This window comes from Acinetobacter sp. YH12097, from assembly GCF_013419225.1.
GTDB lineage: Bacteria > Pseudomonadota > Gammaproteobacteria > Pseudomonadales > Moraxellaceae > Acinetobacter > Acinetobacter amyesii.
In genome coordinates this window covers 1-22511 of record NZ_VPAN01000023.1, presented here as the reverse complement: position 1 = coordinate 22511, position 22511 = coordinate 1, and the positions used below count along the sequence as shown (strand labels likewise).

The following is a 22511-nucleotide window of genomic DNA, read 5'->3' as shown; positions in this document are numbered from 1 at the left end:
CCAGCGTCGCTGAGATGTCCTACTATACGCTCAATTTGTGTAAGCAAAATTAAGTTTTGTCGATCACTGCTCTAAAATTGTTCGGTAGAGCAAATATCCCCACTACTTATTTTGATTACGCGATTTATATGCCTTGAACCAGAAATAGGCGATCGGGACATAAAAAGTCAAAATAAAGGAAACCACCAAGGCAATTAACCCTAACTGATAGTTATGCGTCATATGTGGCATGGTGGATTCCTTTATTTATTTTTAATTTTTAAATCTCCCCAAACCCCTCTTTAAAAAAGAGGGGCTTCCTTGAATCCAAAAGGGTTTTAGGAAGTCCCCCTTTACAAAGGGGGATTTAGGGGGATTAAAACCTGTCAGATTATTGACAAGCCTCACAATCAGGGTTGTCAATTGAACATGCTTGCGGCACTGGCGCTGCATTTGCAAAGCCATCTTCCTCTGCAGGAACTTCTGGTTTTGCTTCAGGAGCTGCAACCACGGCTACAGGTGCTGCAACAGTAGCAGGCTTAACCGCGTTCAATGCACCAGTATTAATGGTTGATTTCTCAGCAGAAGTCGCACCCAATGCACGTAGGTAGTAAGTGGTTTTTAGACCACGTAACCATGCCATTTTGTACGTCATATCGAGTTTCTTACCGTTTGCACCAGAGATGTAAAGGTTAAGAGACTGAGCTTGGTCGATCCATTTTTGACGACGTGATGCAGCATCAACAATCCAACGTGGCTCAACTTCGAACGCAGTCGCGAAGATTGCTTTAAGCTCTTCAGGAATACGTGCAATTTTTTGAACCGAACCTTCGAAGTGTTTCAGGTCGTTCACCATTACAGAATCCCAAAGACCGCGATCTTTTAACGCACGTACTAGGTACGGGTTGATCACTGTGAATTCACCAGAAAGGTTAGATTTCACATACAAGTTTTGGAAAGTTGGTTCGATTGACTGCGATACGCCACAAATGTTCGAAATGGTTGCAGTCGGTGCAATTGCCATCACGTTTGAGTTGCGCATACCGTCTTTTTGAACTTTAGTACGTAAAGTATCCCAGTCCAAACGTGTTGTACGGTCAACTTCGAACATACGGTCAGGACGAGCTTTTTGTACGATATCTAAAGAGTCAATTGGCAAGATACCTTGATCCCAAAGTGAACCTTTAAATGTCTCGTAAGTACCACGTTCAAGTGCCAAGTCGCTAGACGTTTGGATTGCGTAGTAAGAAATCACTTCCATAGATTCGTCAGCGAATTCAACCGCAGCATCAGAACCATAAGCCAATTTCATTTCGTATAAAGCATCTTGGAAGCCCATGATACCCATACCCACTGGACGGTGTTTCAAGTTCGAGTTACGAGCTTGAGGAACAGCGTAGTAGTTGATGTCAATCACGTTGTCGAGCATACGAACAGCAGTTTTTACTGTACGAGCAAGTTTTTCACGATCTAACACACCGCCTTGAACGTGTTGTACAAGGTTGATTGAACCTAAGTTACATACTGCGATTTCATCTTCGTTAGTGTTCAGCGTAATTTCTGTACACAAGTTAGAAGAGTGAACTACACCCACGTGTTGTTGTGGTGAACGTAAGTTACATACGTCTTTGAATGTGATCCAAGGGTGGCCAGTTTCAAACAACATAGACAACATTTTGCGCCATAAGTCTTTCGCACGGACTTTCTTATGTAGCATGTTGGTTTCTTTCGCAATGCCTTCGTAGTAAGCATAGCGTTCAGCAAATTCTGCACCTGTTAGGTCATGCAAGTCAGGTGTTTCAGATGGTGTGAACAGAGTCCATTCAGCATCTTCGAATACACGTTGCATAAACAAATCTGGAACCCAGTTCGCTGTGTTCATGTCGTGTGTACGACGACGGTCATCACCTGTGTTCTTACGAAGCTCTAGGAATTCTTCGATGTCCAAGTGCCATGTTTCAAGGTATGCACATACTGCACCTTTACGTTTACCACCCTGGTTGACTGCAACGGCAGTATCGTTGGCAACTTTAAGGAACGGTACAACACCTTGTGACTTACCATTTGTACCTTTGATGTACGAGTTAAGCGCACGAACTGGCGTCCAGTCATTACCTAAACCACCCGCCCATTTAGACAACATTGCGTTATCACGCATTGCGCCATAAATGTTGTAAAGGTCATCTGAAATCGTTGTTAAGTAACAGCTAGATAACTGTGGACGTAAAGTACCCGAGTTAAATAGAGTAGGCGTAGACGCCATGTAATCGAAGCTAGACAATAAGTTATAGAATTCGATTGCACGTGCTTCACGGTTGTCTTCGTTCAATGAAAGACCCATTGAAACACGCATGAAGAATAATTGTGGTAATTCGAAACGTACGCCATCTGAGTGGATGAAGTAACGGTCAAATAAGGTTTGTAGACCTAAATAAGTAAATTGGTTTGAGCGTTCTGGTTGAATCGCAGCAGCCAATTTTGCAAGGTCAAAGTTAAGAAGTTCTGGAGAAAGAAGATCAAGTTCGATACCTTTCTTCAAGAAAGTTTCTAAAGCGTCGCCTTCGTTCGTGTCAGTATCTAAACCTAAGAACTCTAACCCTGTAGCAACAAGGTCGTTACGCAATAAACGCGCAGTCACGTATGTATAGTTTGGCTCTTGTTCGATACGTGTACGAGTAGCCATCATCATGGTCGTTGAGATGTCTGACTCTTTTACGCCGTTATATAGGTTTTTCACAGTCTCATCGATAATCGCTTGAACATCGATGCCTTCTAAACCTTCAGCTGCTTTGACAATATTTGCCTCAAGCGCGCCAAGATCAAGCGGTTTAAGCTGACCGTTTGAACCCGTCACTTGTAAAGTAGGGTGGTGGTGAGCACCAGTTTGTTTACGAGCTTCAGCACGTTGTTCGCGGTAAATCACGTAAGAGCGAGCAACTTTTTGCTCACCTGTACGCATAAGCGCAAGTTCAACCTGATCCTGAATTTCTTCAATATGAATGGTACCGCCAGAAGGTAAACGACGGTTAAAGGTATTCAGTACCATCTCAGTTAATTGAGAGATACGGTCATGAATACGACTGGAGTCAGCGCTTTGCTGGCCTTCAACGGCCAAGAACGCTTTACCAATCGCCACAGAGATTTTTTCTGCATCAAAAGGTGCAACGTCACCGGTGCGTTTAATCACCTGAATTTGACCAGGGGTTGAATTCGTTACGCTCATGCTAGCATAGCTCCATTTTTCATCTATTTTTATGTTAGGACCGTTTGAACTGGGCAATTTTTATGCCACAGTGTTTGAGGTTTAAACACAAGACCTAGTGGTTTAAAAATTTATTGAACACAAGATACGGGAAAATTTAGGGTAGATCAATATTGACATTTTACTAAAAGCTTTGAACGTTTCTGGCAGCTATCCATCTCAAAAAATCCCTATTTTTTATCTTTGTTATATATGCCTTATCCGACAAGGGCATAGCATAGCAAAGTCGAAAAAGAGTGCTTATAGATAACATTGTGGATAACTTTAGAAAGCGTAAAAAGTTGTGAATCAACCAGTCAGTTTTTATCCGATGAAAATGTATCCAAATTTATAATTGTTGCTATTGTGAGCAATAGGTCATGGAAATGATCGGTAAATAAAATTGCAGAAATATGGCAGGTTAAAATTTATTACAAAATACGATATTGATGTATCAGTTTGGTGAATGCCATCTTGTTTACAATGTAAACGTGTGTATATTGCAAACTATGTTTAAGCGTATCTATCGGATTTCAAATAGGATACGCCCAATCAAATAAGGGGCAATCAATGAGCCAAGAAGAAAAGTTACCTAAAATTTTAATTGTTGAAGACGATGAGCGTCTTGCTCGTTTAACTCAAGAATACTTAATCCGTAACGGACTTGAAGTTGGGGTAGAACCAGACGGTAACCGTGCAATCCGCCGTATTATCGCTGAACAACCAGACATGGTATTACTTGACGTGATGCTTCCGGGTGCAGATGGTTTAACCATTTGTCGTGAAGTTCGTCCGCATTACCATCAACCAATTTTAATGTTGACTGCACGTACCGAAGACATGGACCAAGTTTTGGGTCTAGAGATGGGTGCAGATGACTACGTTGCAAAACCTGTTCAACCTCGCGTTCTACTTGCGCGTATTCGTGCATTATTACGTCGTACAGACAAAGCACCAGAAGATGAAGTTGCACAGCGCATCGAATTTGATGACCTTGTGATTGATAACGGTGGTCGTTCTGTCACGCTCAATAATGAGTTGGTTGACTTTACTAGTGCGGAATATGACCTTTTATGGTTATTGGCATCTAATGCGGGTCGAATTCTTTCTCGTGAAGATATCTTTGAGCGTCTTCGTGGTATTGAATACGATGGTCAAGACCGTTCAATCGACGTGCGTATTTCACGTATTCGTCCAAAAATTGGCGATGATCCTGAAAACCCGAAACGTATTAAGACCGTACGTAGTAAAGGTTATTTATTCGTAAAAGAAACCAACGGCATTTAATGTAAAATGCCGTCCCTCAGTTTGGCAAAGTAGGACACTTTTTACGTGTTTAAACACAGTATATTTTTGCGCGTCTACGCGGGACTACTGATATTAGTCTTCTTAGTCGCTACATTTGGCTATTTGCTGGTACAGATCATCAACTACCAGCGCGCGCAAGAATATCGTGAGTCGCTTACTGACGGCTTGGCTTTCATTATTAGTGAAGGTATTGCACGTCAGCCAAACGAACAACAAAAGTCAGATTGGGTGTCAGATGCATCTGATCTACTTGAGTTGCCTATTTATTATGTAAAAGCTAATCAGGTTGATTTAACCCGAGCGGAAACAAAACGTATAGAAGAGCGTAAAGCTGTAGTGCGTTGGGATGCACAAACTACGGCAGCCTATATTATTATTGGCTTAAAAGATGACCCTGCGCATCTGCTGTATATCAAAGCCGATAATATTTCAGAACGCCAAATGAAGGCGTTGCCTGTCTTTATACTGGATTATTTGGTTTATTACCCAGGTCAAGAAAAACAATATCTTGAAAAAATTCAGCATCATTTTTCATATCCAATTTCAATTCAAAATGTTCAGAGTTTACCTTTAGATTCTGAGCAAATCGGCCGATTACGCTTAGATCACAGCATTATTTTGTATCGTGACAGTGCGACGGAGCGCGGCACGACCATTTCGATTGTATCGCCAATTCCAAGTTCAACTTCAGAAGTCTTGGTCATGGGGCCGGTACCATTATTTAATTGGATGCCTTTCCAGTTGGCAGCCGGTATTACGCTACTAAGCTTATTTGTCTTGAGCTTGGGTGTTTATGGTCTATTGGTGCCGATGCAACGTAAGTTACGTGCTGTAAATTATGCTTTAAATAAAATGAAGGGCGGGGACTTATCTGTACGTCTGCCTGTCGAAAGTACCGATGAATTTGGTACCTTGGCATCGAGCTATAACTCAATGTCAGATCATATTGAACGTTTAATTGAAGCACAGCGTGAGTTGATGCGCGCGGTATCGCATGAACTGCGAACACCTGTGGCGCGGATTCGCTTTGGTGTAGAAATGATGGCGGATGAAGACGACTACGACTACCGTCAGCAGCAAGTTGAACAAATCGACAAAGATATCGAAGCTCTCAATACCTTGATTGATGAGATCATGACTTATGCCAAGCTCGAACAGGGCATGCCATCTTTAGAGTTTGAAGATGTCAGCTTGTTTGAAGTTTTAGATCAGGTCTTGATTGAAACCGAAGCCTTAAAGACAGGGAAAACCTTGGAATTGCAAGCACCACCGATTGGGGTGATTGTGGAAACCGAGCGTCGCTATTTACATCGCGTTGTACAAAACTTGGTGGGTAATGCAGTGCGTTATTGTGATGATAAAGTGCTGATCAGTGGTGGTGTGAATGATGAAGGCATGGCCTATATCTGTGTTGAAGATGATGGCCCCGGCATTCCAGAAGAAGATCGTAAGCGTATTTTTGATGCCTTTGCACGCTTAGATGATAGTCGTACCCGTGCTTCAGGGGGCTATGGTTTAGGTTTATCGATTGTTAGCCGTATTGCTTATTGGTTTGGTGGAACAGTTGGTATTGATGGAAGTCCAACATTGGGTGGGGCGCGTTTTACCATGACATGGCCTGCGACACGTTTTAAGAAGAATAAGCCGAAGCTAGATGGTAAAGAGCTTAGTGCCAATGAAAGCTAAACAGCCTAAGAAATCTAACTCAGCTGTATTTAGCGAGTGGTACATATAAAAAGCCATTCAATTTGAATGGCTTTTTTACATCAGGTTTTTATTTATTCGGTAATCGTTGCATCAGGTTCAATAATGGGTTTGCCATTTTTCAGAGCAGCAAGGGCATCTGCATTGAAATCGATGAGTAAAGAGTTGTTTTTAGCATCGATAGAATAATTGCTAATGAGTTTTTGGTCGCCGTTTAGAGTCTCAATTTTATATTCATCTACAATATTCATAATCCCGCTAAGGTTGGTGGTTGCAGAAGCTAAATCTTGACGTAATAACTCATAGATATCACGTAAATCAAAAATGGCATTTTGAGCATCAGGGTGCTTATCTAAGTAGTTTTTAATATGGTGAATCACCAATTGCGCAGATAGAAAATAATCAGGTTTATGCGTAAATTCTAAAGTCATTATTGTCTCTCCGTTGTGATTGCTTTTTGTGTTTTAACTACAAATATCACACTCTTTATAGGTCGTGTCAAAGAATTGCAAAAAAGCCACAAGAAGCTAAAAAAATGTCTTTTTACATAGAACCAATACAGCTGGCTTTTCATTTGAAGAAAAGATCAAAAGCAAAAGAAGTGAATAAAGAAACAACAAAGTTGAGGTGGGGGAGTATTTATTTAATAAATGACACAGTTGATAAAAATACGCCAATTTAAACGTGTATGCTGAGAAATGAAGGGTTTGTTGATGAAACTGAACAGTCATAATTTTCTGATAAAATCACATAAATGTAATAATTAATAAAAAAATGCAATCTAATCTAATTAAGCGATTAATCCTAATTTTAAGGGAGTAAACCCAATTTAAATGCTGAAATGATTAAAAAATCATCCTAAAGACGAATACCGATAAGCTAGCAAGAAGCCTCCTCAATCAGGTACAATTGGCGGGATTAATTTTGTGTTTGGTGTATTTGAAGGCCAATACATACATTCTTTGTTAATAAATAGGCCTGCCAGGAGTTATCCCCGCATGAGTGCCATTACTCCATACGATTGGGCAATTATTGCCTTCGTGATCGGCGTTACATTCCTTTGCGTCTTTATGCTGACCGTCCCTTTACTCCTTGGGGGTAAATCATGGGGTCGTGCTAAGCAAGAGCAGTTTGAGTCAGGTGTAGTAGGTGCTGGTGGTGCACGTATTCGCTTGTCTGCGAAATTCTATTTAGTTGCAATTTTCTTCGTCGTGTTTGATATCGAAGCACTTTATCTATATGCATGGTCTACTTCTGTTCGTGAAGCAGGCTGGTTTGGTTTTACTACCGTGGTTATTTTTGTGGTCGATTTATTGATTGCTTTAATTTACGCGGTAAAAGTAGGTGCATTAGATTGGGCGCCTTCTGATAAGCGTAAAGCTGCAGGTAAAGCGTTGAAAATTGGTTCACCAAATATGGACATCGCAGAAATCACACGCTTTAACTCTATTGAAGAGTTGGTTATGGACCCTACAGGTCAAATTCCAGCGCAATCATCTGGTCGTGTGAAATCTAAGTCACCGACTGCATCATCTGACAAGGAGTAAGACGGGATGAAATATACATTAACCCGTGCGAATCCGGATGCTGATCAATATCCACTTCAAGAGCGTCAAATCGTTACCGATCCGCTTGAAGAAGAAGTGAATAAAAATGTGTTCATGACTCGTTTAGAGGATGTTGCACATACAGCAGTAAACTGGGGTCGTAAAAACTCAGTTTGGCCGTTTAACTTTGGTACATCTTGCTGCTACGTAGAGTATGCAACGACTTTAACAGGCGTGCATGACTTGTCACGTTTCGGTGCCGAGGTTATTCGTGCTTCACCACGTCAGGCTGACTTGATGATTGTTGCAGGTACATGCTTCATGAAAATGGCGCCTGTAATTCAACGTTTGTACGAGCAAATGCTTGAGCCTAAATGGGTAATCTCAATGGGCGCATGTGCAAACTCTGGTGGTATGTACGACATTTATTCAGTTGTACAAGGTGTGGATAAAATCATCCCTGTCGATGTGTATATCCCGGGTTGCCCACCACGTCCTGAAGCTTTAATTCAGGCATTGATGTTATTGCAAGACCAGATTCAACTTGAGCGCCGTCCTTTATCGGCCGTGATTGGTGATGATCTTAAGCCAGTGTATAAGCCGAAGATGATGCCAGAACGTGACCGTAAGAACGCACAGCGTATTGCAGTGAAAAACTTACGCTCAATGGATGAAATTAAATAATCACTGCGACGAAATATTGATACACCCGGACTGGGTGTAATTGTCGTTTTGATTGACTGAATTTGTATTAAATAGGAAGCCAAGCCAATGGCTGAAACTGACATTGCTATGCCAGAATCAACTCCAGTTGATTCCCGCCCTGCATTTGCAATTGTAGAAGAGCTCAAAACCAAATTTGGTGAGAACTTCTACGTGCAAACGACTTTTGAAGACTTTCCAACAGTCTGGGTTGAGCGCGCACGTGTACAAGAAGTTTTAATGTTCTTGCGTACGGTGTCACGTCCATACGTGATGCTGTTTGACTTGTCTGCGGTTGATGAGCGTTTACGTACACACCGCGATGGTCTGCCTGCATCTGACTTCACTGTGTTCTATCACTTGTTATCGTTAGAGCGTAACAGTGATATTCGTATCAAGGTTGCATTAGCTGAGAATGATGTAAACATTCCAACGGCAACCAATATTTGGCCGAATGCCAACTGGTACGAACGTGAAGCTTACGACATGTTTGGTATCAACTTCGAAGGGCATCCAATGCTCCGTCGTATCTTGTTGCCAACATATTGGGAAGGTCACCCGTTACGTAAAGAATATTCTGCACGTGCGACCGAATACACGCCTTATCGCCAAAACCAAGCGAAACAGGATTACGAACAAGAACATCTTCGTTTCGTACCTGAAGATTGGGGTATGAAGCGTGGGAACGATGATGAAGACTTCATGTTCCTAAACTTGGGTCCTAACCATCCATCTGCGCACGGTGCCTTCCGTGTGATCTTGCAGTTGGACGGTGAAGAAGTGAAAGACTGTGTTCCTGACATCGGCTATCACCACCGTGGTGTGGAAAAAATGGCTGAGCGTCAAACATGGCACTCATTCATTCCGTATACAGACCGTGTTGACTACTTAGGTGGTTGTGCGCAAAACATGCCTTACGTTCTTGGCGTAGAGCAAATGGCAGGGATTACCGTTCCTGACCGTGCACAATGTATCCGTGTCATGATGTCTGAATTGTTCCGTATCAATAACCACTTGTTGTTCATTGGTACTGCGATTCAGGATGCCGGCGGTATGACCCCTGTATTCTATATGTTCGCTGACCGTCAAAAAATCTATGACGCGATCGAAGCGATCACGGGTTACCGTATGCACCCAGCATGGTTCCGTATCGGTGGTACAGCGCACGACTTGCCAAACAACTGGCAGCACCTCATTCGCGAAATCCTAGATTGGATGCCGAAGCGTATGAACGAGTACTACACTGCGGCACTGAAAAACTCAGTGTTTATCGGTCGTACCCGTAATGTTGCTCAGTATGATGCAAAATCAGCATTGGCTTGGGGTGTAACAGGTACAGGCCTACGTGCTACAGGTATCGACTTCGACGTTCGTAAATATCGTCCGTATAGCGGCTACGAAAACTACGACTTCGATGTGCCTTTAGAGTACGAAGGCGATGCTTATGCACGTGTTCTTGTTCACTTCCGTGAAATTGAAGAATCACTGAAAATCATCAAACAATGTTTAGACAACATGCCTTCTGGTGCATACAAAGCAGACCATCCATTGGCTGTTCCACCACCAAAAGATAAAACTTTACAAGACATCGAAACATTGATTACGCACTTCTTGAGCGTGTCATGGGGTCCTGTAATGCCAGCAGGCGAAAGCTCTGTAATGGCGGAAGTGGTAAAAGGTGCGTCGAACTACTACTTGACTTCAGATAAGTCAACGATGAGTTACCGTACACGTATCCGTACACCAACCTTCACGCACTTACAGCAAATGCCTTCTGTGATTAACGGCAGCTTAATGTCTGACTTAATCATTTATTTAGCGACAATTGACGTCGTAATGGCTGACGTGGATCGCTAAGGGGTAATCGCATTATGATGATTTTGACTGACAAAAAACCACGTGTGAATGTTGAAGGGATTTTAACTGCGGAAGAAATCCACGATATCGAACATCACATTGGTCACTATCCGTACCCACGCGCAGCATGTCTTGATGCTTTGAAGTGTGTACAACGCCGTAATGGCTGGGTAGATGATGCACAGATGAATGCTATTGCTCAATTGCTTAGCATGAGCCTTGCAGACCTAGAAGGTGTTGCTACTTTCTATAACCGTATTTACCGTCAACCAGTTGGTCGCCACGTAATTTTATTATGTGACTCGATTGCTTGCTTCTTGATGGGTGCGGAAACACTTGCTGAAGCATTCCAGCGTGAATTAGGCATTTCATTTGGTCAAACGACTGCAGATGGTCGCTTTACTTTATTGCCAATTTGCTGCCTAGGTAACTGTGACAAAGGTCCGACGTTAATGATTGACGAAGACACTCACGGTCTAGTTGAAGTGACTTCAATTAAACAGTTATTGGAGAAGTATGTATGAATACTGAACCAAAACCAATTTATGGCGACGGTAACCCAGAAACTCACCCACTCACATGGCGTTTGAGCAAACAGGAACACGTTCGCAGTGCAGATGATTACGAAGCACTTGAAGGGTATGCAGGCTTTAAGAAAGCTGTTGGCATGCAACCGAAAGAAGTGCTTGAAGTGATTAAAGCTGCGACTGTAAAAGGTCGTGGTGGTGCGGGCTTCCCTGCAGGGATCAAATGGTCGCTTATGGCGCCAAATGATAACTCAGGCCCTCGTTACCTCATCTGTAATGCCGATGAAATGGAACCAGGTACCTTTAAAGACCGTCTGTTGATGGAAAAACTTCCTCATCAGTTGATCGAAGGTATGTTGATTGCTGCTTATACATTAGAAGCAACACAGGGTTATATCTTCATCCGTGGTGAATACATCGAAGCGGCTCAATACTTAAATGAAGCATTGGACCAAATTCGTGCCAAAGGTTACTTAGGTGAAAACATCCTAGGTACTGGTTGGAACTTTGAGTTACACGTGCATACCGGTGCGGGTCGTTATATCTGTGGTGAAGAAACTGCATTGATTAACTCGCTTGAAGGTCGCCGTGCGAACCCACGTACTAAACCGCCATTCCCACAAGTTGCAGGTGCTTGGGGTCGTCCTACGATTGTTAACAACGTAGAGACTTACAACAACTTACCCGCAATTATGCTTCGTGGCCCTGAATGGTATATCGGTTTATCTGAAGGTAAGTCGAAAGATCCAGGTACTAAAATCTACGGTGCATCAGGTAAGGTAACTTTCCCAGGTCTTTGGGAACTTCCATTTGGTACAACTGCGCGTGAAGTGATTGAAGATCATGCCGGTGGTATGCGTGATGGTTTAAAACTCAAAGCATGGTTACCGGGTGGTGCTTCTACAGACTTCCTTGCTGCTGAACACATTGACCTTCCTATGGATGCTGAAAGCATCATGAAAGCAGGTTCACGTTTAGGTACGTGTTTGCTCATGGTGGTTGATGAAACTCAGTGTATGGTTTCTGCGACACGTAACTTAGAAGAATTCTTTGCGCGTGAATCTTGCGGTTGGTGTACACCATGCCGTGATGGCTTACCTTGGGCGGTTAAAGCGCTTAAAGCCTTGGAAGATGGCACAGGTAAGAAAGAAGATATCGATCACTTACAAGAACTTACTCGTAAGCTTTGGATTGGTAAAACTTTCTGTGCGCATGCTCCAGGTGCGATGGAACCGTTAATGGGCGCACTCAAACATTTCCGTGGCGAATTTGAAGCTAAAGTCGTAAATGCGGCAGCTCAAACTAGCAACGTAGAACAAGCTTAAGGAATTCGACTATGGCTACAATTCATGTCGATGGAAAATCGTATGAAGTCAACGGCTCAGAGAACTTGCTACAAGCATGTCTTAGCCTTGGCATCGACATCCCATACTTTTGTTGGCATCCATCCTTAGGTTCTGTCGGTTCTTGCCGTCAATGTGCTGTGACTCAATACGCGAATCCTGAAGATACTCGCGGTCGTTTAGTTATGTCATGTATGACGCCTGCATCTGACAATACCTACATCTCGATTGAAGATAACGAAGCAAAGAATTTTCGTGCTTCTGTTGTTGAATTCTTGATGACCAACCACCCACACGACTGTCCAGTGTGTGAAGAGGGTGGTCACTGTCATTTACAAGATATGACTGTAATGACTCAGCATGACCGTCGTCGTTACCGCTTCACAAAACGTACGCATTACAACCAAGAGCTAGGCTCTTTCATTTCTCATGAAATGAACCGTTGTATCGCGTGCTACCGTTGTGTGCGTTACTACAAAGATTATGCAGGTGGTACGGACTTTGGTGTGTATGCAAACGCTTCGCGTGTTTACTTTGGTCGTCCAGAATCAGGTACTTTAGAATCTGAATTCTCTGGTAACTTGACTGAAGTTTGCCCAACAGGTGTATTCACAGATAAAACTCACTCTGAACGCTATAACCGTAAATGGGACATGCAGTATGCGCCAAGCGTATGCCAAGGCTGTTCTTCAGGTTGTAACATCTCTCCGGGTGAACGTTATGGCGAACTACGTCGTGTAGAAAACCGCTTTAACGGTGACGTGAACCAATACTTCCTTTGCGATAAAGGTCGTTTCGGTACAGGTTATGTGAACCGTGAAGATCGTCCACGTCAACCACAATTCCGTTCTGGTGCAAATGTGACTACAGTTTCTGTAGACCAAGCATTGGATACCGTAATTGAAAATATCCAAGGTAAAAAAGTATTGGGTATCGGTTCACCACGTGCGTCACTTGAATCAAACTTCGCACTTCGCGAACTTGTAGGTCAAGACAACTTCTCAACCGGTATGGCTCAAAAAGAGCAAAAACTTGTTGAACTTGCAGCTTCTATTATGCAAACCGAAGGTGTTTATAACCCTGGTATGCGTGAAATCGAAAGCTACGATGCTGTGTTGATTTTGGGTGAAGATCTGACTCAAACTGCGCCTCGTATGGCTCTATCTGTTCGCCAAGCTGCGAAAAATAAAGCTAAAGAAATGGCTGCAGAGCGCCGTACGCAAGAGTGGTTGGCTGAACCTGTACAACGTATTGCTCAAGATGCCAAATCTCCGATTTACATCCTTGCTGCAACTCAAACACGTTTAGCTGATGTTGCAACAGGTGAAGTTGTTGCATCACCTAACGACATTGCACGTTTAGGTTTTGCGGTCGCTGCTGCTGTCAAAGGTGAAGTGATCTTAGGTTTGGATGACGATGCAAAAGCATTTGCACAAACGATTGCTGATACTTTAAAAGCTGCGAAAAAACCATTAATCATCTCTGGTACGAGCTTGCAAGACGCATCAATCATGGAAGCTGCTGCACAAGTTGCACAGAACCTTGGTAATGCGGGCTTAACATTGACTGTTCCTGAAGTGAACTCAATGGGCTTAGCGATCTTTGGTGGTCAAAGCTTAGAACAAGCATTTGCACAAGATTACGATACCGTGATCGTGGTGGAAAATGACCTTTATCGTCGCTTACCAGCCGCGCAGGTGAATGCTGCACTTTCTGGTAAAGAAGTGATCGTACTTGATCATTCTGAAACTGAAACTGTGAAAAAAGCCAACATCGTACTTTCTGCTGCTTCATTTGCTGAAGGTGACGGTACTGTTGTCTCTCAAGAAGGCCGTGCACAACGTTTCTACCAAGTGTATGACCCAAGCTACTACAAACCTGAACTTGCGATCAAAGAATCTTGGCGCTGGTTACATGCCATTGAAACTGGCGTGAAAGGCAAAGCGATTTCTTGGACACTTCTTGATGATGTTATCGAGTCAGTAGCGAAAAACGTTCCTGCACTTGAAGCGATTCAAGACGTAGCACCAGATGCTGGCTTCCGTGTACATGGTCTGAAAGTGGCACGTGAACCACGTCGTTACTCAGGTCGTACTGCGATGCGCGCACCACTTTCTATTCATGAACCAAAACAACCAGTCGATAAAGACTCTGCGTTGACGTTCTCTATGGAAGGTTATGTAGGTAACCAAACTCCAGCTTCACTTGTACCATTTGCTTGGTCTGCAGGTTGGAACTCTCCACAAGCTTGGAACAAATTCCAAGACAACGTGGGTGGTCACTTAAAAGGTGGCGATGCAGGCGTTCGTTTATTCGATCGTTTAGCGAAACGTCCAGCACGTACTTTCGTTGCACCTGCACCTGTTGCGGTTAATGGTGAAAGCTTCCGTCTTGTACCGATGCATCACATCTTCGCTTCTGGTGAATTTACAGTGAAAACACCTGCGATGGAATCACGTATTCCTGAAGCAATGTTTGCTGTGGGTGAGCAAGATGCAGCACGCTTAAATGTTCAAGATGGTCAACGTATCGCTGTGAAAGCAGGGGATGCTGAAATCGTCCTTCCAGTTCAAGTGATTGAATACTTACCTACAGGTTATATCGGTTACCCAGTGGGTCTAGCACCTACAGTATCGCTTGCAGAACCTGTTTCAGTCGCGGTAGGAGTGTAATTCATGGAACAAGAATTAATCCGTCAAACGCCGCTGTGGGCTGAAAACTGGCCAATCGCCTATTCAGTTCTTCAAGCAATTGTGATCTTACTGGTTGTGGTATTGATCGCTGCGTTGATGTCTTTTATTGAACGTCGTTTACTCGGCTTGTGGCAAGACCGTTACGGTCCGAACCGTGTAGGTCCGGGCGGTATGTTCCAGATTGTTGCCGACATGCTGAAAATCATGTTCAAAGAAGACTGGACACCAAAATTTGCTGACAAATTGACTTTCCGTATGGCTCCAGCAGTTGCGATGGCAACTGCGGTGCTATCGTTCATGGTTATTCCTGTTTCACCTTATCTAGGTGTTTCAGACATGAGCATCGGTCTATTGTTCTTTATGGCAATGGCTGGTATTGCGGTATACGCAGTATTGTTCGGTGGTTGGTCTTCAAATAACAAATACGCATTACTAGGTGGTTTACGTTCTGCTGCTCAAACCATTTCTTATGAAGTGTTCTTGGGTATTTCACTAATGGGTGTGGTTGCGATTGCAGGCTCATTCAACATGCGTGAAATTGTTGAAGCTCAACGTGATGTTTGGTTTGTTATTCCTCAGTTCTTAGGTTTCTTGATCTTCGTGGTTGCGGGTGTTGCGGTAACTCACCGTCATCCATTTGACCAACCAGAAGCAGAACAAGAATTGGCGGAAGGTTACCATGTCGAATACGGCGGTATGAAATGGGGTATGTTCTTCGTTGCGGAATACGTCAACGTCGTACTGATCTCTGCATTAATCGTGACTTTATTCTTCGGTGGTTGGTTAGCGCCTTTCAACCTAGATATTCCATTCATTCCAGCTGCGTTCTGGTTCATTATTAAAACAGCATTCTTTGTCATGATGTTTGTCTTGGCTCGTGGTTCTTTAATGCGTCCACGTTATGACCAAGTTATGAACTTTGGTTGGAAAATTTGCTTGCCATTGGCGTTGGTTAACCTTCTGGTAACTGGTGCTGTGATTCTGATGAATCAGGCCTAAGACAGCAAGGAGAATAAAATGTTTAAATTTCTAGCTGGATTTGGGTCAATTGTACGTTCGTTGTGGATGGTATTCTCACACGCGACACGTAAACGTGACACCATTTTATATCCAGAGGTTAAAGCGGAAGACATCGTACCACCACGTTTCCGTGGTCGTATCGTGTTAACGCGTGACCCTGATGGCGAAGAGCGCTGTGTAGCATGTAACCTTTGTGCGGTTGCATGTCCAGTCGGCTGTATTTCACTACAAAAAGCTGAAAAAGAAGATGGTCGTTGGTATCCGGAATTTTTCCGTATCAACTTCTCACGTTGTATTTTCTGCGGTATGTGTGAAGAAGCATGTCCTACGACTGCGATTCAAATGACACCTGACTTTGAGTTAGGTGAGTATGTTCGTCAGGACTTAGTTTATGAGAAAGAAAACCTTCTTATCTCAGGTCCTGGTAAATACCCAGACTATAACTTCTACCGCGTAACAGGTATGGCTGTTGCTGGTAAAGATAAAGGTCAGGCTCAACGCGAAAGCACACCAGTTGATGTACGGAGTCTATTACCATGATGTGGCCATTTTATTTGATGGCGCTTGTGGCCATCGTCTCTACCGTTCGTGTTGTAACTAACACGAACCCAGTACATGCTTTATTAAGCTTGATTATCTCTTTACTTGCAGTTGCAGGTATCTTCATGATCGTGGGTGCGCCGTTTGCCGGTGCCCTCGAAATTATCGTTTACGCTGGCGCAATCATGGTGCTATTCGTATTCGTCGTGATGATGCTGAATCTTGGTCAAAATACTGTTGAACAAGAAAGCAAATGGCTGACTTCTTCAGCGTGGGCATATCCTGCGTTGATGAGCTTCCTGATGGGTCTAATCCTTGTTTGGATGTTGAAGTCAGACTACACAACTGCTGGCACTGTCATGGGTGCTCAAGTTGTCGGTCCGAAAGAAGTGGGTACTTCACTCTTTACTCAGTACTTATTGCTGGTTGAAGTTGCTGCGATGTTATTGCTTGGCGCACTTGTCGCTGCATTCCATCTTGGCAAACGTGAGCCAGGTGCAGAAGAGGACAAAGAATAATGGGCAACATCCCTTTAGAACATGGTTTGATCGTTGCAACCATTCTTTTTGCACTGGGTTTTTACGGTGTGATGGTTCGACGCAACCTACTATTTATTTTAATGAGCCTTGAAATCATGATGAACGCAGCTGCTTTAGCGTTCGTTTTGGCAGGAAGCGCATGGGCACAGCCAGATGGTCAAGTGATGTTTATCTTGATCTTAACGCTTGCTGCAGCAGAGGCTTGTATCGGTCTTGCGATCGTCCTTCAGTTCTATCATCGCTTCCATCATCTGGATGTGGATGCTGCTAGTGAGATGCGCGGATGAGTTATTTATATTTAACAGTACTTTTCCCGCTAATTGGTTTTATCCTGTTGGCGGCAGGTCGTAAAAATCTTCCTGAATCAGTTGCTGCAATTATTGGTGCAGGTTCAGTGGGTCTTTCAGCTTTATTTGCATTAATTGCCGGTATCGACTTTGTTAATAATGGTTCAGTTGCAACAACTCAGCATCTTTGGACTTGGTTCAGTGCAGGTAACTTAGCACCGGACTTCACGCTTCATTTAGATGGCTTATCATTATTGATGATGGGCATGATCACAGGTGTGGGTTTCTTAATTCACATCTTTGCAACATGGTACATGCGTGGCGAAGAAGACTTTGCACGTTTCTTCTCATACTTCAACCTATTCGTGGCAAGCATGCTGCTTTTAGTGTTGGGTGACAACTTAGCGTTGTTATTCCTCGGTTGGGAAGGTGTAGGTCTATGTTCATACCTATTAATTGGTTACTACTACCAAACACCTGCAAACGGTTTTGCTGCAATTAAAGCATTCACTGTGACACGTGTGGGTGACGTATTCTTACTGATTGCATTGTTCTTGATCTACCAACAATTCGGCACTTTAAACATTGCAGAAGTTGTGGCTGCTGCGCCAACAGTTTTGGCTCAGAGTTCTTCGATTGCAATTTGGACTGCATTGATGTTGTTCTTGGGTGCTGCAGGTAAATCTGCTCAGATCCCATTACAAACATGGTTGGCAGATGCGATGGCTGGTCCTACACCAGTATCTGCATTGATTCACGCAGCAACAATGGTAACAGCGGGTGTTTACCTATGTAGCCGTATGTTCAGCGTGTTTGAACAAGCGCCAGAAGTGATGATGTTCATCTCAATCACGGGTGCAGTGACATTGTTGGTAGCAGGCTTTGCTGCATTGGTACAAACAGACATCAAACGTATTCTTGCTTACTCTACTATGAGTCAGTTGGGTTATATGTTTATGGCTGTAGGTGCTGAAGCTTACCAAGCCGGTCTATTCCACATGCTGACTCACGCATTCTTCAAGGCATTATTATTCTTGTCTTCTGGTGCTGTGATTTTGGCTTACCATCACGAACAAAACATCTTCAAGATGGGTGGTCTATTCCACAAAAACAAATTCTTGTTTGCTTGTTTCGCGATTGGTGGCGGTGCATTGGCAGCGATTCCATTCATCACGATCGGCTTCTTCTCGAAAGATGCGATTCTTGGTGCGGTATGGGTGAAAGGTCAAGCGATTGCAGTTTATGACTGCTTGTACTGGACTGGTGTAGCAGGTGCGTTCTTAACTTCAATTTATACATTCCGTCTTATTTGGGTTGTATTCTTTGGTAAAGAAAACACGCCTTACCATGAAATCAAAGGTGTTACTTACTGGGGTCCATTGGCGATTCTTGCAGTGCTTTCAACTGGTTTAGCTTATGTCTTAAAAGCACCAGTAACGAATATTTTAAATGCTGCACAAATCCCAGCGTTTAATATTCCAGAAGCACTAGAACACGGTATGCATAGCGCTGAATATACAGCAGTTGGTATTGCACTTGCAGGTCTTGCAGTGGGTGTGGTGTTATTTGCCTTTGCTTATGGTGCAGTGAAATCGTTCGCGAAAACTTCACTGGGCGCGGGTCTTGCAAATATCTGTCGTAATGCACTTGGTTTCGATGCTTTGTATAACATTGTTTTCGTTAAGCCTTATTTGCTACTGGCTAAAATCTTTGGTCGTGATCCAATTGACGGCTTATGGCTTGTATTGCCTGCACTTGTTAAAGGCGGTAATAGCTTTACAAGTTCACGTCAAACAGGTTCATTGCGTGAATACGCATCTAGTATGGCATTCGGTACGTTTGCATTACTATTGATCCTGGTCGTGATTCAGGTCGTGGGGAAATAAAATGGAAACTCCAAACAATTTAATTCTACCCGCTCTGATCCTTATTCCGTTCATTGCAGGTTTTGTATGCTGGCTTGTCGATAAACTCGACAAGCACTTACCACGCTATATTGCCTTAATTGGTATGCTATTAACGTTGGTGTTAACCGTCGTTTTATGGCAAAGCGGTACTTATAACTACGAGTTGGGTACACAGGCTCCACAGTGGGCTGCTCAATTTAACCTACCGTGGATTACCACTTTAGGGATTAACATTCACCTTGCGGTGGATGGTCTTTCACTGCTTATGGTGGGTTTAACTGCATTACTGGGTGTACTTGCGGTCGGCTGTTCATGGGGTGAGATTCAAAAGAACGTTGGTTTCTTCCACTTAAACCTACTTTGGTCTTTAGGTGGTGTGATCGGTGTATTCTTAGCGATTGACATGTTCCTATTCTTCTTCTTCTGGGAGATGATGCTGGTACCAATCTACTTCTTGATCGCACTTTGGGGTCATAAAGGAGCAGAAGGTAAGTCACGCGTTTACGCTGCAACTAAATTCTTTATCTATACTCAGGTTGCGGGTCTGATCATGTTGATCGGTATCTTGGGTCTAGTGGTTGTTGGCTTCCAACTTCACGGTCAAATCAGCTTTAACTATGACTTCTTGATGAGTGTTGCACACACTGTTGAGGCGAAAGCTCCAGCACTTGCGTATGCATTCATGATCTGTATGTTCATTGGTTTTGCGGTAAAACTTCCAGTTTTCCCTTTACACGGCTGGTTACCAGATGCACATGCGCAAGCACCTACAGCGGGTTCTGTCGACCTTGCAGGTATCTTGATTAAAACTGCGGCTTATGGTCTTTTACGTTTCGTTATTCCATTCTTCCCAGTAGCATCTGCTCAGTTTGCTGACATCGCGATCATTCTTGGTCTAATCGGTATTTTCTACGGTGCATGGTGTGCATTCCAACAAACAGACATGAAACGTCTGCTTGCGTACACATCTATTTCGCACATGGGCTTCGTACTTCTTGCTTTGTATGCAGGTAACATCCTGACATTCCAAGGCTTAATGATTATGATGCTGGCTCACGGTCTATCTTCTGCTGCATTGTTCATTATGTGTGGTCAGGTTTACGAACGTCTGCATACACGTGACATGCGTTTGATGGGCGGTATTCGTGGTCAGTTCCAATACCTTTCATTCTTCTTAATGTTCTTTGTTGCGGCACTTGTAGGTATTCCGGGTCTAGGTAACTTCATCGGTGAATTCCTGATCTTGATGGGTTCTTATGACAAGTTCCCTGTGTACACAATCCTTGCTGCAGTAAGCTTAGTATTTGCCGGTCTTTACGGTTTAATCCTGATCCACAAAGCATTGTTCGGTACACCAAACGAAGAACAAAAACAGCATTACGCAAATCCGTTGAAAGACTTAAATGCGCGTGAAGTTGTGATTCTTTTAATCTGTGCTCTTGGTCTAGTATGGCTTGGTCTATTCCCACAAACCTTCCTTGATATTTCAAATTCAAGCATGGCGTGGATTGCAAATAGCTATATCCCAGTTCAAGAAGTCGTTGATGTTGTGCAGCAGATTGCTGTACAACCTGAAAATGTGGAGATGCAATAAGCCATGGACTTCACAATGTCATTTTCTGAGCTTATGCCATTAGCTCCTGTGATGATCGTGGCTTTAACTGCGATCGTCGTGATGTTGCTAATTGCAATCAAGCGTAACCACAATTTAGTTGCAACGACTTCCGTTATCGGTCTGAACCTTGCAGCCTTTTATATTATTTTTGTTTTCGTTGCAGGGCAGTATGCACCTGCAAACGTAATGAATTTGTTCATCGTAGATCCATTTACGATGTTGTACCAATTCGTGATTTTGATTGCAGCACTTGCTTGCTGCACATTGTCACATGCGTATATCGAAACCTATAAAGATAACCGTGAAGAACTTTATATCTTGATGCTGTGCTCTGTAACAGGTGCATTGTTAATGGTTGCAAGTTCGCACTATGCGTCATTCTTTATCAGTCTTGAGTTAATGTCGATTCCTGTATACGGCCTATTGGCTTATACACACCAACGTTCACAGTCGCTTGAAGCGGGTGTGAAATACTTGGTGCTTTCAGCAACTGCTTCTGCGATGTTGTTGATGGGTATGGCTTATGTATATGCGTACACAGGTACAATGGCATTCGTTGCTGAACCAGGCAAAATGTTCACAACATTCAGCCAACCGGGTGTAGTCCTTGGTCTTGCACTGATTGTTTTTGCTGTTGCATTTAAATTGTCTCTTGCGCCATTCCACAAATGGACACCAGACGTGTATGCAGGTGCGCCAGCGCCAATCGCGACATTCTTAGCGACTGTGGCTAAAGTGGCAATGATCGGTCTATTCGTTCGTTACTTCTTGGCTTCTGGCTTAATCCTTTCTGACAGCTTCATCACGATCGTGACCATCATTGCAGTATTGTCTATCCTTGCGGGTAACTTACTAGCAGTACGTCAAGTGAACTTGAAACGTATCCTTGCATACTCTTCAATCGCTCACTTTGGTTACTTACTTGTTGCGATTGTCAGTGCACGTAATACTGACTTTGTTCAAGTACAAGGCTTTGCAACATTCAGCAGCGTCAACGTCTATGTGATTACTTATGTATTAACAACGATTGGTGCGTTCGGTGTTGTGACACTGATGTCTAGCCCTTACAACAACAAAGACGAAGCAGGTAGCCTTGCGGAGTACCGTGGTTTGTTCTGGCGTCGTCCAGTGTTGACTGCAACACTGACTGTCATGATGTTATCTCTTGCAGGTATCCCATTAACAGCTGGCTTTATTGGTAAGTTCCTTGTGATCAAAACAGCGGTTGCTGGTGGTTCATGGTTCTTAGCTGCGATGGTGATCCTTGGTTCAGGTATCGGTTTGTACTACTACCTACGTGTGATGATTGTGATGTACATGACTCCACCGGAAAACCCACGTATCGATGCTGTCGATCATTGGGGTCAAAAAGTGGGTGGTATTATGGTGCTTGGCGCAGCTGCACTTGTGTTGTTGATCGGTGTATATCCAGATCCAATCATTGCAGTATCTCAAGTGGCATACTTTGCGATTTCACCTGAATTACAACAGTTCATTTTTAGCTTAATTCAGAGTGGTTTTAACTAATGAATTAAGCAATTAATTTGCTTATTACAAAAAAGCCTCCTGTAAAGGGTAATGCCAGTCAGTTAAGAGATTGACTGGCTTTTTCTTGGGTATTTTTGAGGTTTTCCTTTTACAACCCTTGGATAACTCCTCACTCTTCTCTCAGGTATAACATACCGATTAGATTTCTCCATTA

At 43.3% G+C, this 22511-nt stretch carries 18 protein-coding genes; 15 read left to right on the top strand and 3 right to left on the bottom strand.

Annotated features, from left to right (window positions below; translation table 11 throughout):
* Positions 1-102: 102 nt before the first annotated feature.
* Both FTU37_RS16730 and FTU37_RS10850 read right to left on the bottom strand, forming a co-directional pair.
* Entirely contained in the window at positions 103-231 is a 129-nt protein-coding gene (locus FTU37_RS16730; protein WP_257220656.1) for a hypothetical protein, read from the bottom strand.
* 139 nt (positions 232-370) lie between these two features.
* On the bottom strand, positions 371-3202 hold the full coding sequence (locus FTU37_RS10850) for a ribonucleoside-diphosphate reductase subunit alpha (protein WP_180124328.1): 2832 nt from the start codon (positions 3200-3202) through the stop codon (positions 371-373).
* 588 nt (positions 3203-3790) lie between these two features.
* Here FTU37_RS10850 and bfmR point away from each other — a divergent pair.
* Together bfmR and bfmS are read left to right on the top strand one after the other, a co-directional pair.
* Entirely contained in the window at positions 3791-4507 is a 717-nt protein-coding gene (bfmR, locus tag FTU37_RS10845) for a response regulator transcription factor BfmR (RefSeq protein WP_067764711.1), read from the top strand.
* Positions 4508-4552: 45 nt separating this feature from the next.
* On the top strand, positions 4553-6214 hold the full coding sequence (gene bfmS, locus FTU37_RS10840) for a sensor histidine kinase BfmS (protein ID WP_180039654.1): 1662 nt from the start codon (positions 4553-4555) through the stop codon (positions 6212-6214).
* 92 nt (positions 6215-6306) lie between these two features.
* Here the strand turns inward: bfmS and FTU37_RS10835 are convergent, their stop codons facing one another.
* A complete protein-coding gene (locus FTU37_RS10835) occupies positions 6307-6663 on the bottom strand; it encodes a hypothetical protein (RefSeq protein WP_180009319.1) in 357 nt (118 codons plus the stop codon).
* Positions 6664-7230: 567 nt separating this feature from the next.
* Between FTU37_RS10835 and ndhC the strand changes: the two genes are divergently transcribed.
* From ndhC to nuoN, 13 genes are all read left to right on the top strand, one after another.
* Complete coding sequence (gene ndhC / locus FTU37_RS10830) at positions 7231-7779, top strand: NADH-quinone oxidoreductase subunit A (RefSeq protein WP_078191106.1); 549 nt, start codon at positions 7231-7233, stop codon at positions 7777-7779.
* Positions 7780-7785: 6 nt separating this feature from the next.
* Entirely contained in the window at positions 7786-8463 is a 678-nt protein-coding gene (locus tag FTU37_RS10825; protein WP_078191105.1) for an NADH-quinone oxidoreductase subunit B family protein, read from the top strand.
* 87 nt (positions 8464-8550) lie between these two features.
* Positions 8551-10338: an NADH-quinone oxidoreductase subunit C/D gene (nuoC, locus tag FTU37_RS10820; protein WP_078191104.1), complete on the top strand. Its 1788-nt coding sequence runs from the start codon at positions 8551-8553 to the stop codon at positions 10336-10338.
* A 14-nt stretch (positions 10339-10352) separates the two neighbouring features.
* Complete coding sequence (nuoE, locus tag FTU37_RS10815) at positions 10353-10862, top strand: NADH-quinone oxidoreductase subunit NuoE (protein ID WP_078191103.1); 510 nt, start codon at positions 10353-10355, stop codon at positions 10860-10862.
* Complete coding sequence (gene nuoF / locus FTU37_RS10810; protein WP_168378564.1) at positions 10859-12190, top strand: NADH-quinone oxidoreductase subunit NuoF; 1332 nt, start codon at positions 10859-10861, stop codon at positions 12188-12190. Before nuoE ends, nuoF begins: the two co-directional genes overlap by 4 nt.
* Positions 12191-12201: 11 nt before the next feature.
* The gene (gene nuoG, locus FTU37_RS10805) at positions 12202-14880 is read left to right on the top strand and encodes an NADH-quinone oxidoreductase subunit NuoG (RefSeq protein WP_180064947.1); all 2679 of its coding nucleotides are present in this window, start codon (positions 12202-12204) and stop codon (positions 14878-14880) included.
* 3 nt (positions 14881-14883) lie between these two features.
* The gene (nuoH, locus tag FTU37_RS10800) at positions 14884-15900 is read left to right on the top strand and encodes an NADH-quinone oxidoreductase subunit NuoH (protein ID WP_078191100.1); all 1017 of its coding nucleotides are present in this window, start codon (positions 14884-14886) and stop codon (positions 15898-15900) included.
* Positions 15901-15918: 18 nt separating this feature from the next.
* Entirely contained in the window at positions 15919-16461 is a 543-nt protein-coding gene (gene nuoI, locus FTU37_RS10795) for an NADH-quinone oxidoreductase subunit NuoI (RefSeq protein WP_078191099.1), read from the top strand.
* Complete coding sequence (nuoJ, locus tag FTU37_RS10790) at positions 16461-16979, top strand: NADH-quinone oxidoreductase subunit J (protein ID WP_171262661.1); 519 nt, start codon at positions 16461-16463, stop codon at positions 16977-16979. The genes nuoI and nuoJ overlap by 1 nt, the downstream gene beginning before the upstream one ends.
* On the top strand, positions 16979-17287 hold the full coding sequence (gene nuoK / locus FTU37_RS10785; RefSeq protein ID WP_067665227.1) for an NADH-quinone oxidoreductase subunit NuoK: 309 nt from the start codon (positions 16979-16981) through the stop codon (positions 17285-17287). The genes nuoJ and nuoK overlap by 1 nt, the downstream gene beginning before the upstream one ends.
* Entirely contained in the window at positions 17284-19173 is a 1890-nt protein-coding gene (nuoL, locus tag FTU37_RS10780) for an NADH-quinone oxidoreductase subunit L (RefSeq protein ID WP_180124327.1), read from the top strand. The genes nuoK and nuoL overlap by 4 nt, the downstream gene beginning before the upstream one ends.
* 1 nt (position 19174) lies before the next feature.
* Positions 19175-20788 (top strand): NADH-quinone oxidoreductase subunit M, encoded by a 1614-nt coding sequence (gene nuoM / locus FTU37_RS10775; RefSeq protein WP_078191096.1) that lies wholly within the window; start codon positions 19175-19177, stop codon positions 20786-20788.
* A 3-nt stretch (positions 20789-20791) separates the two neighbouring features.
* Positions 20792-22336 carry an NADH-quinone oxidoreductase subunit NuoN gene (gene nuoN, locus FTU37_RS10770; protein ID WP_078191095.1) on the top strand — a complete coding sequence of 515 codons (1545 nt, stop codon included), beginning with the start codon at positions 20792-20794 and terminating at the stop codon, positions 22334-22336.
* The last annotated feature ends 175 nt before the right edge of the window (positions 22337-22511 follow it).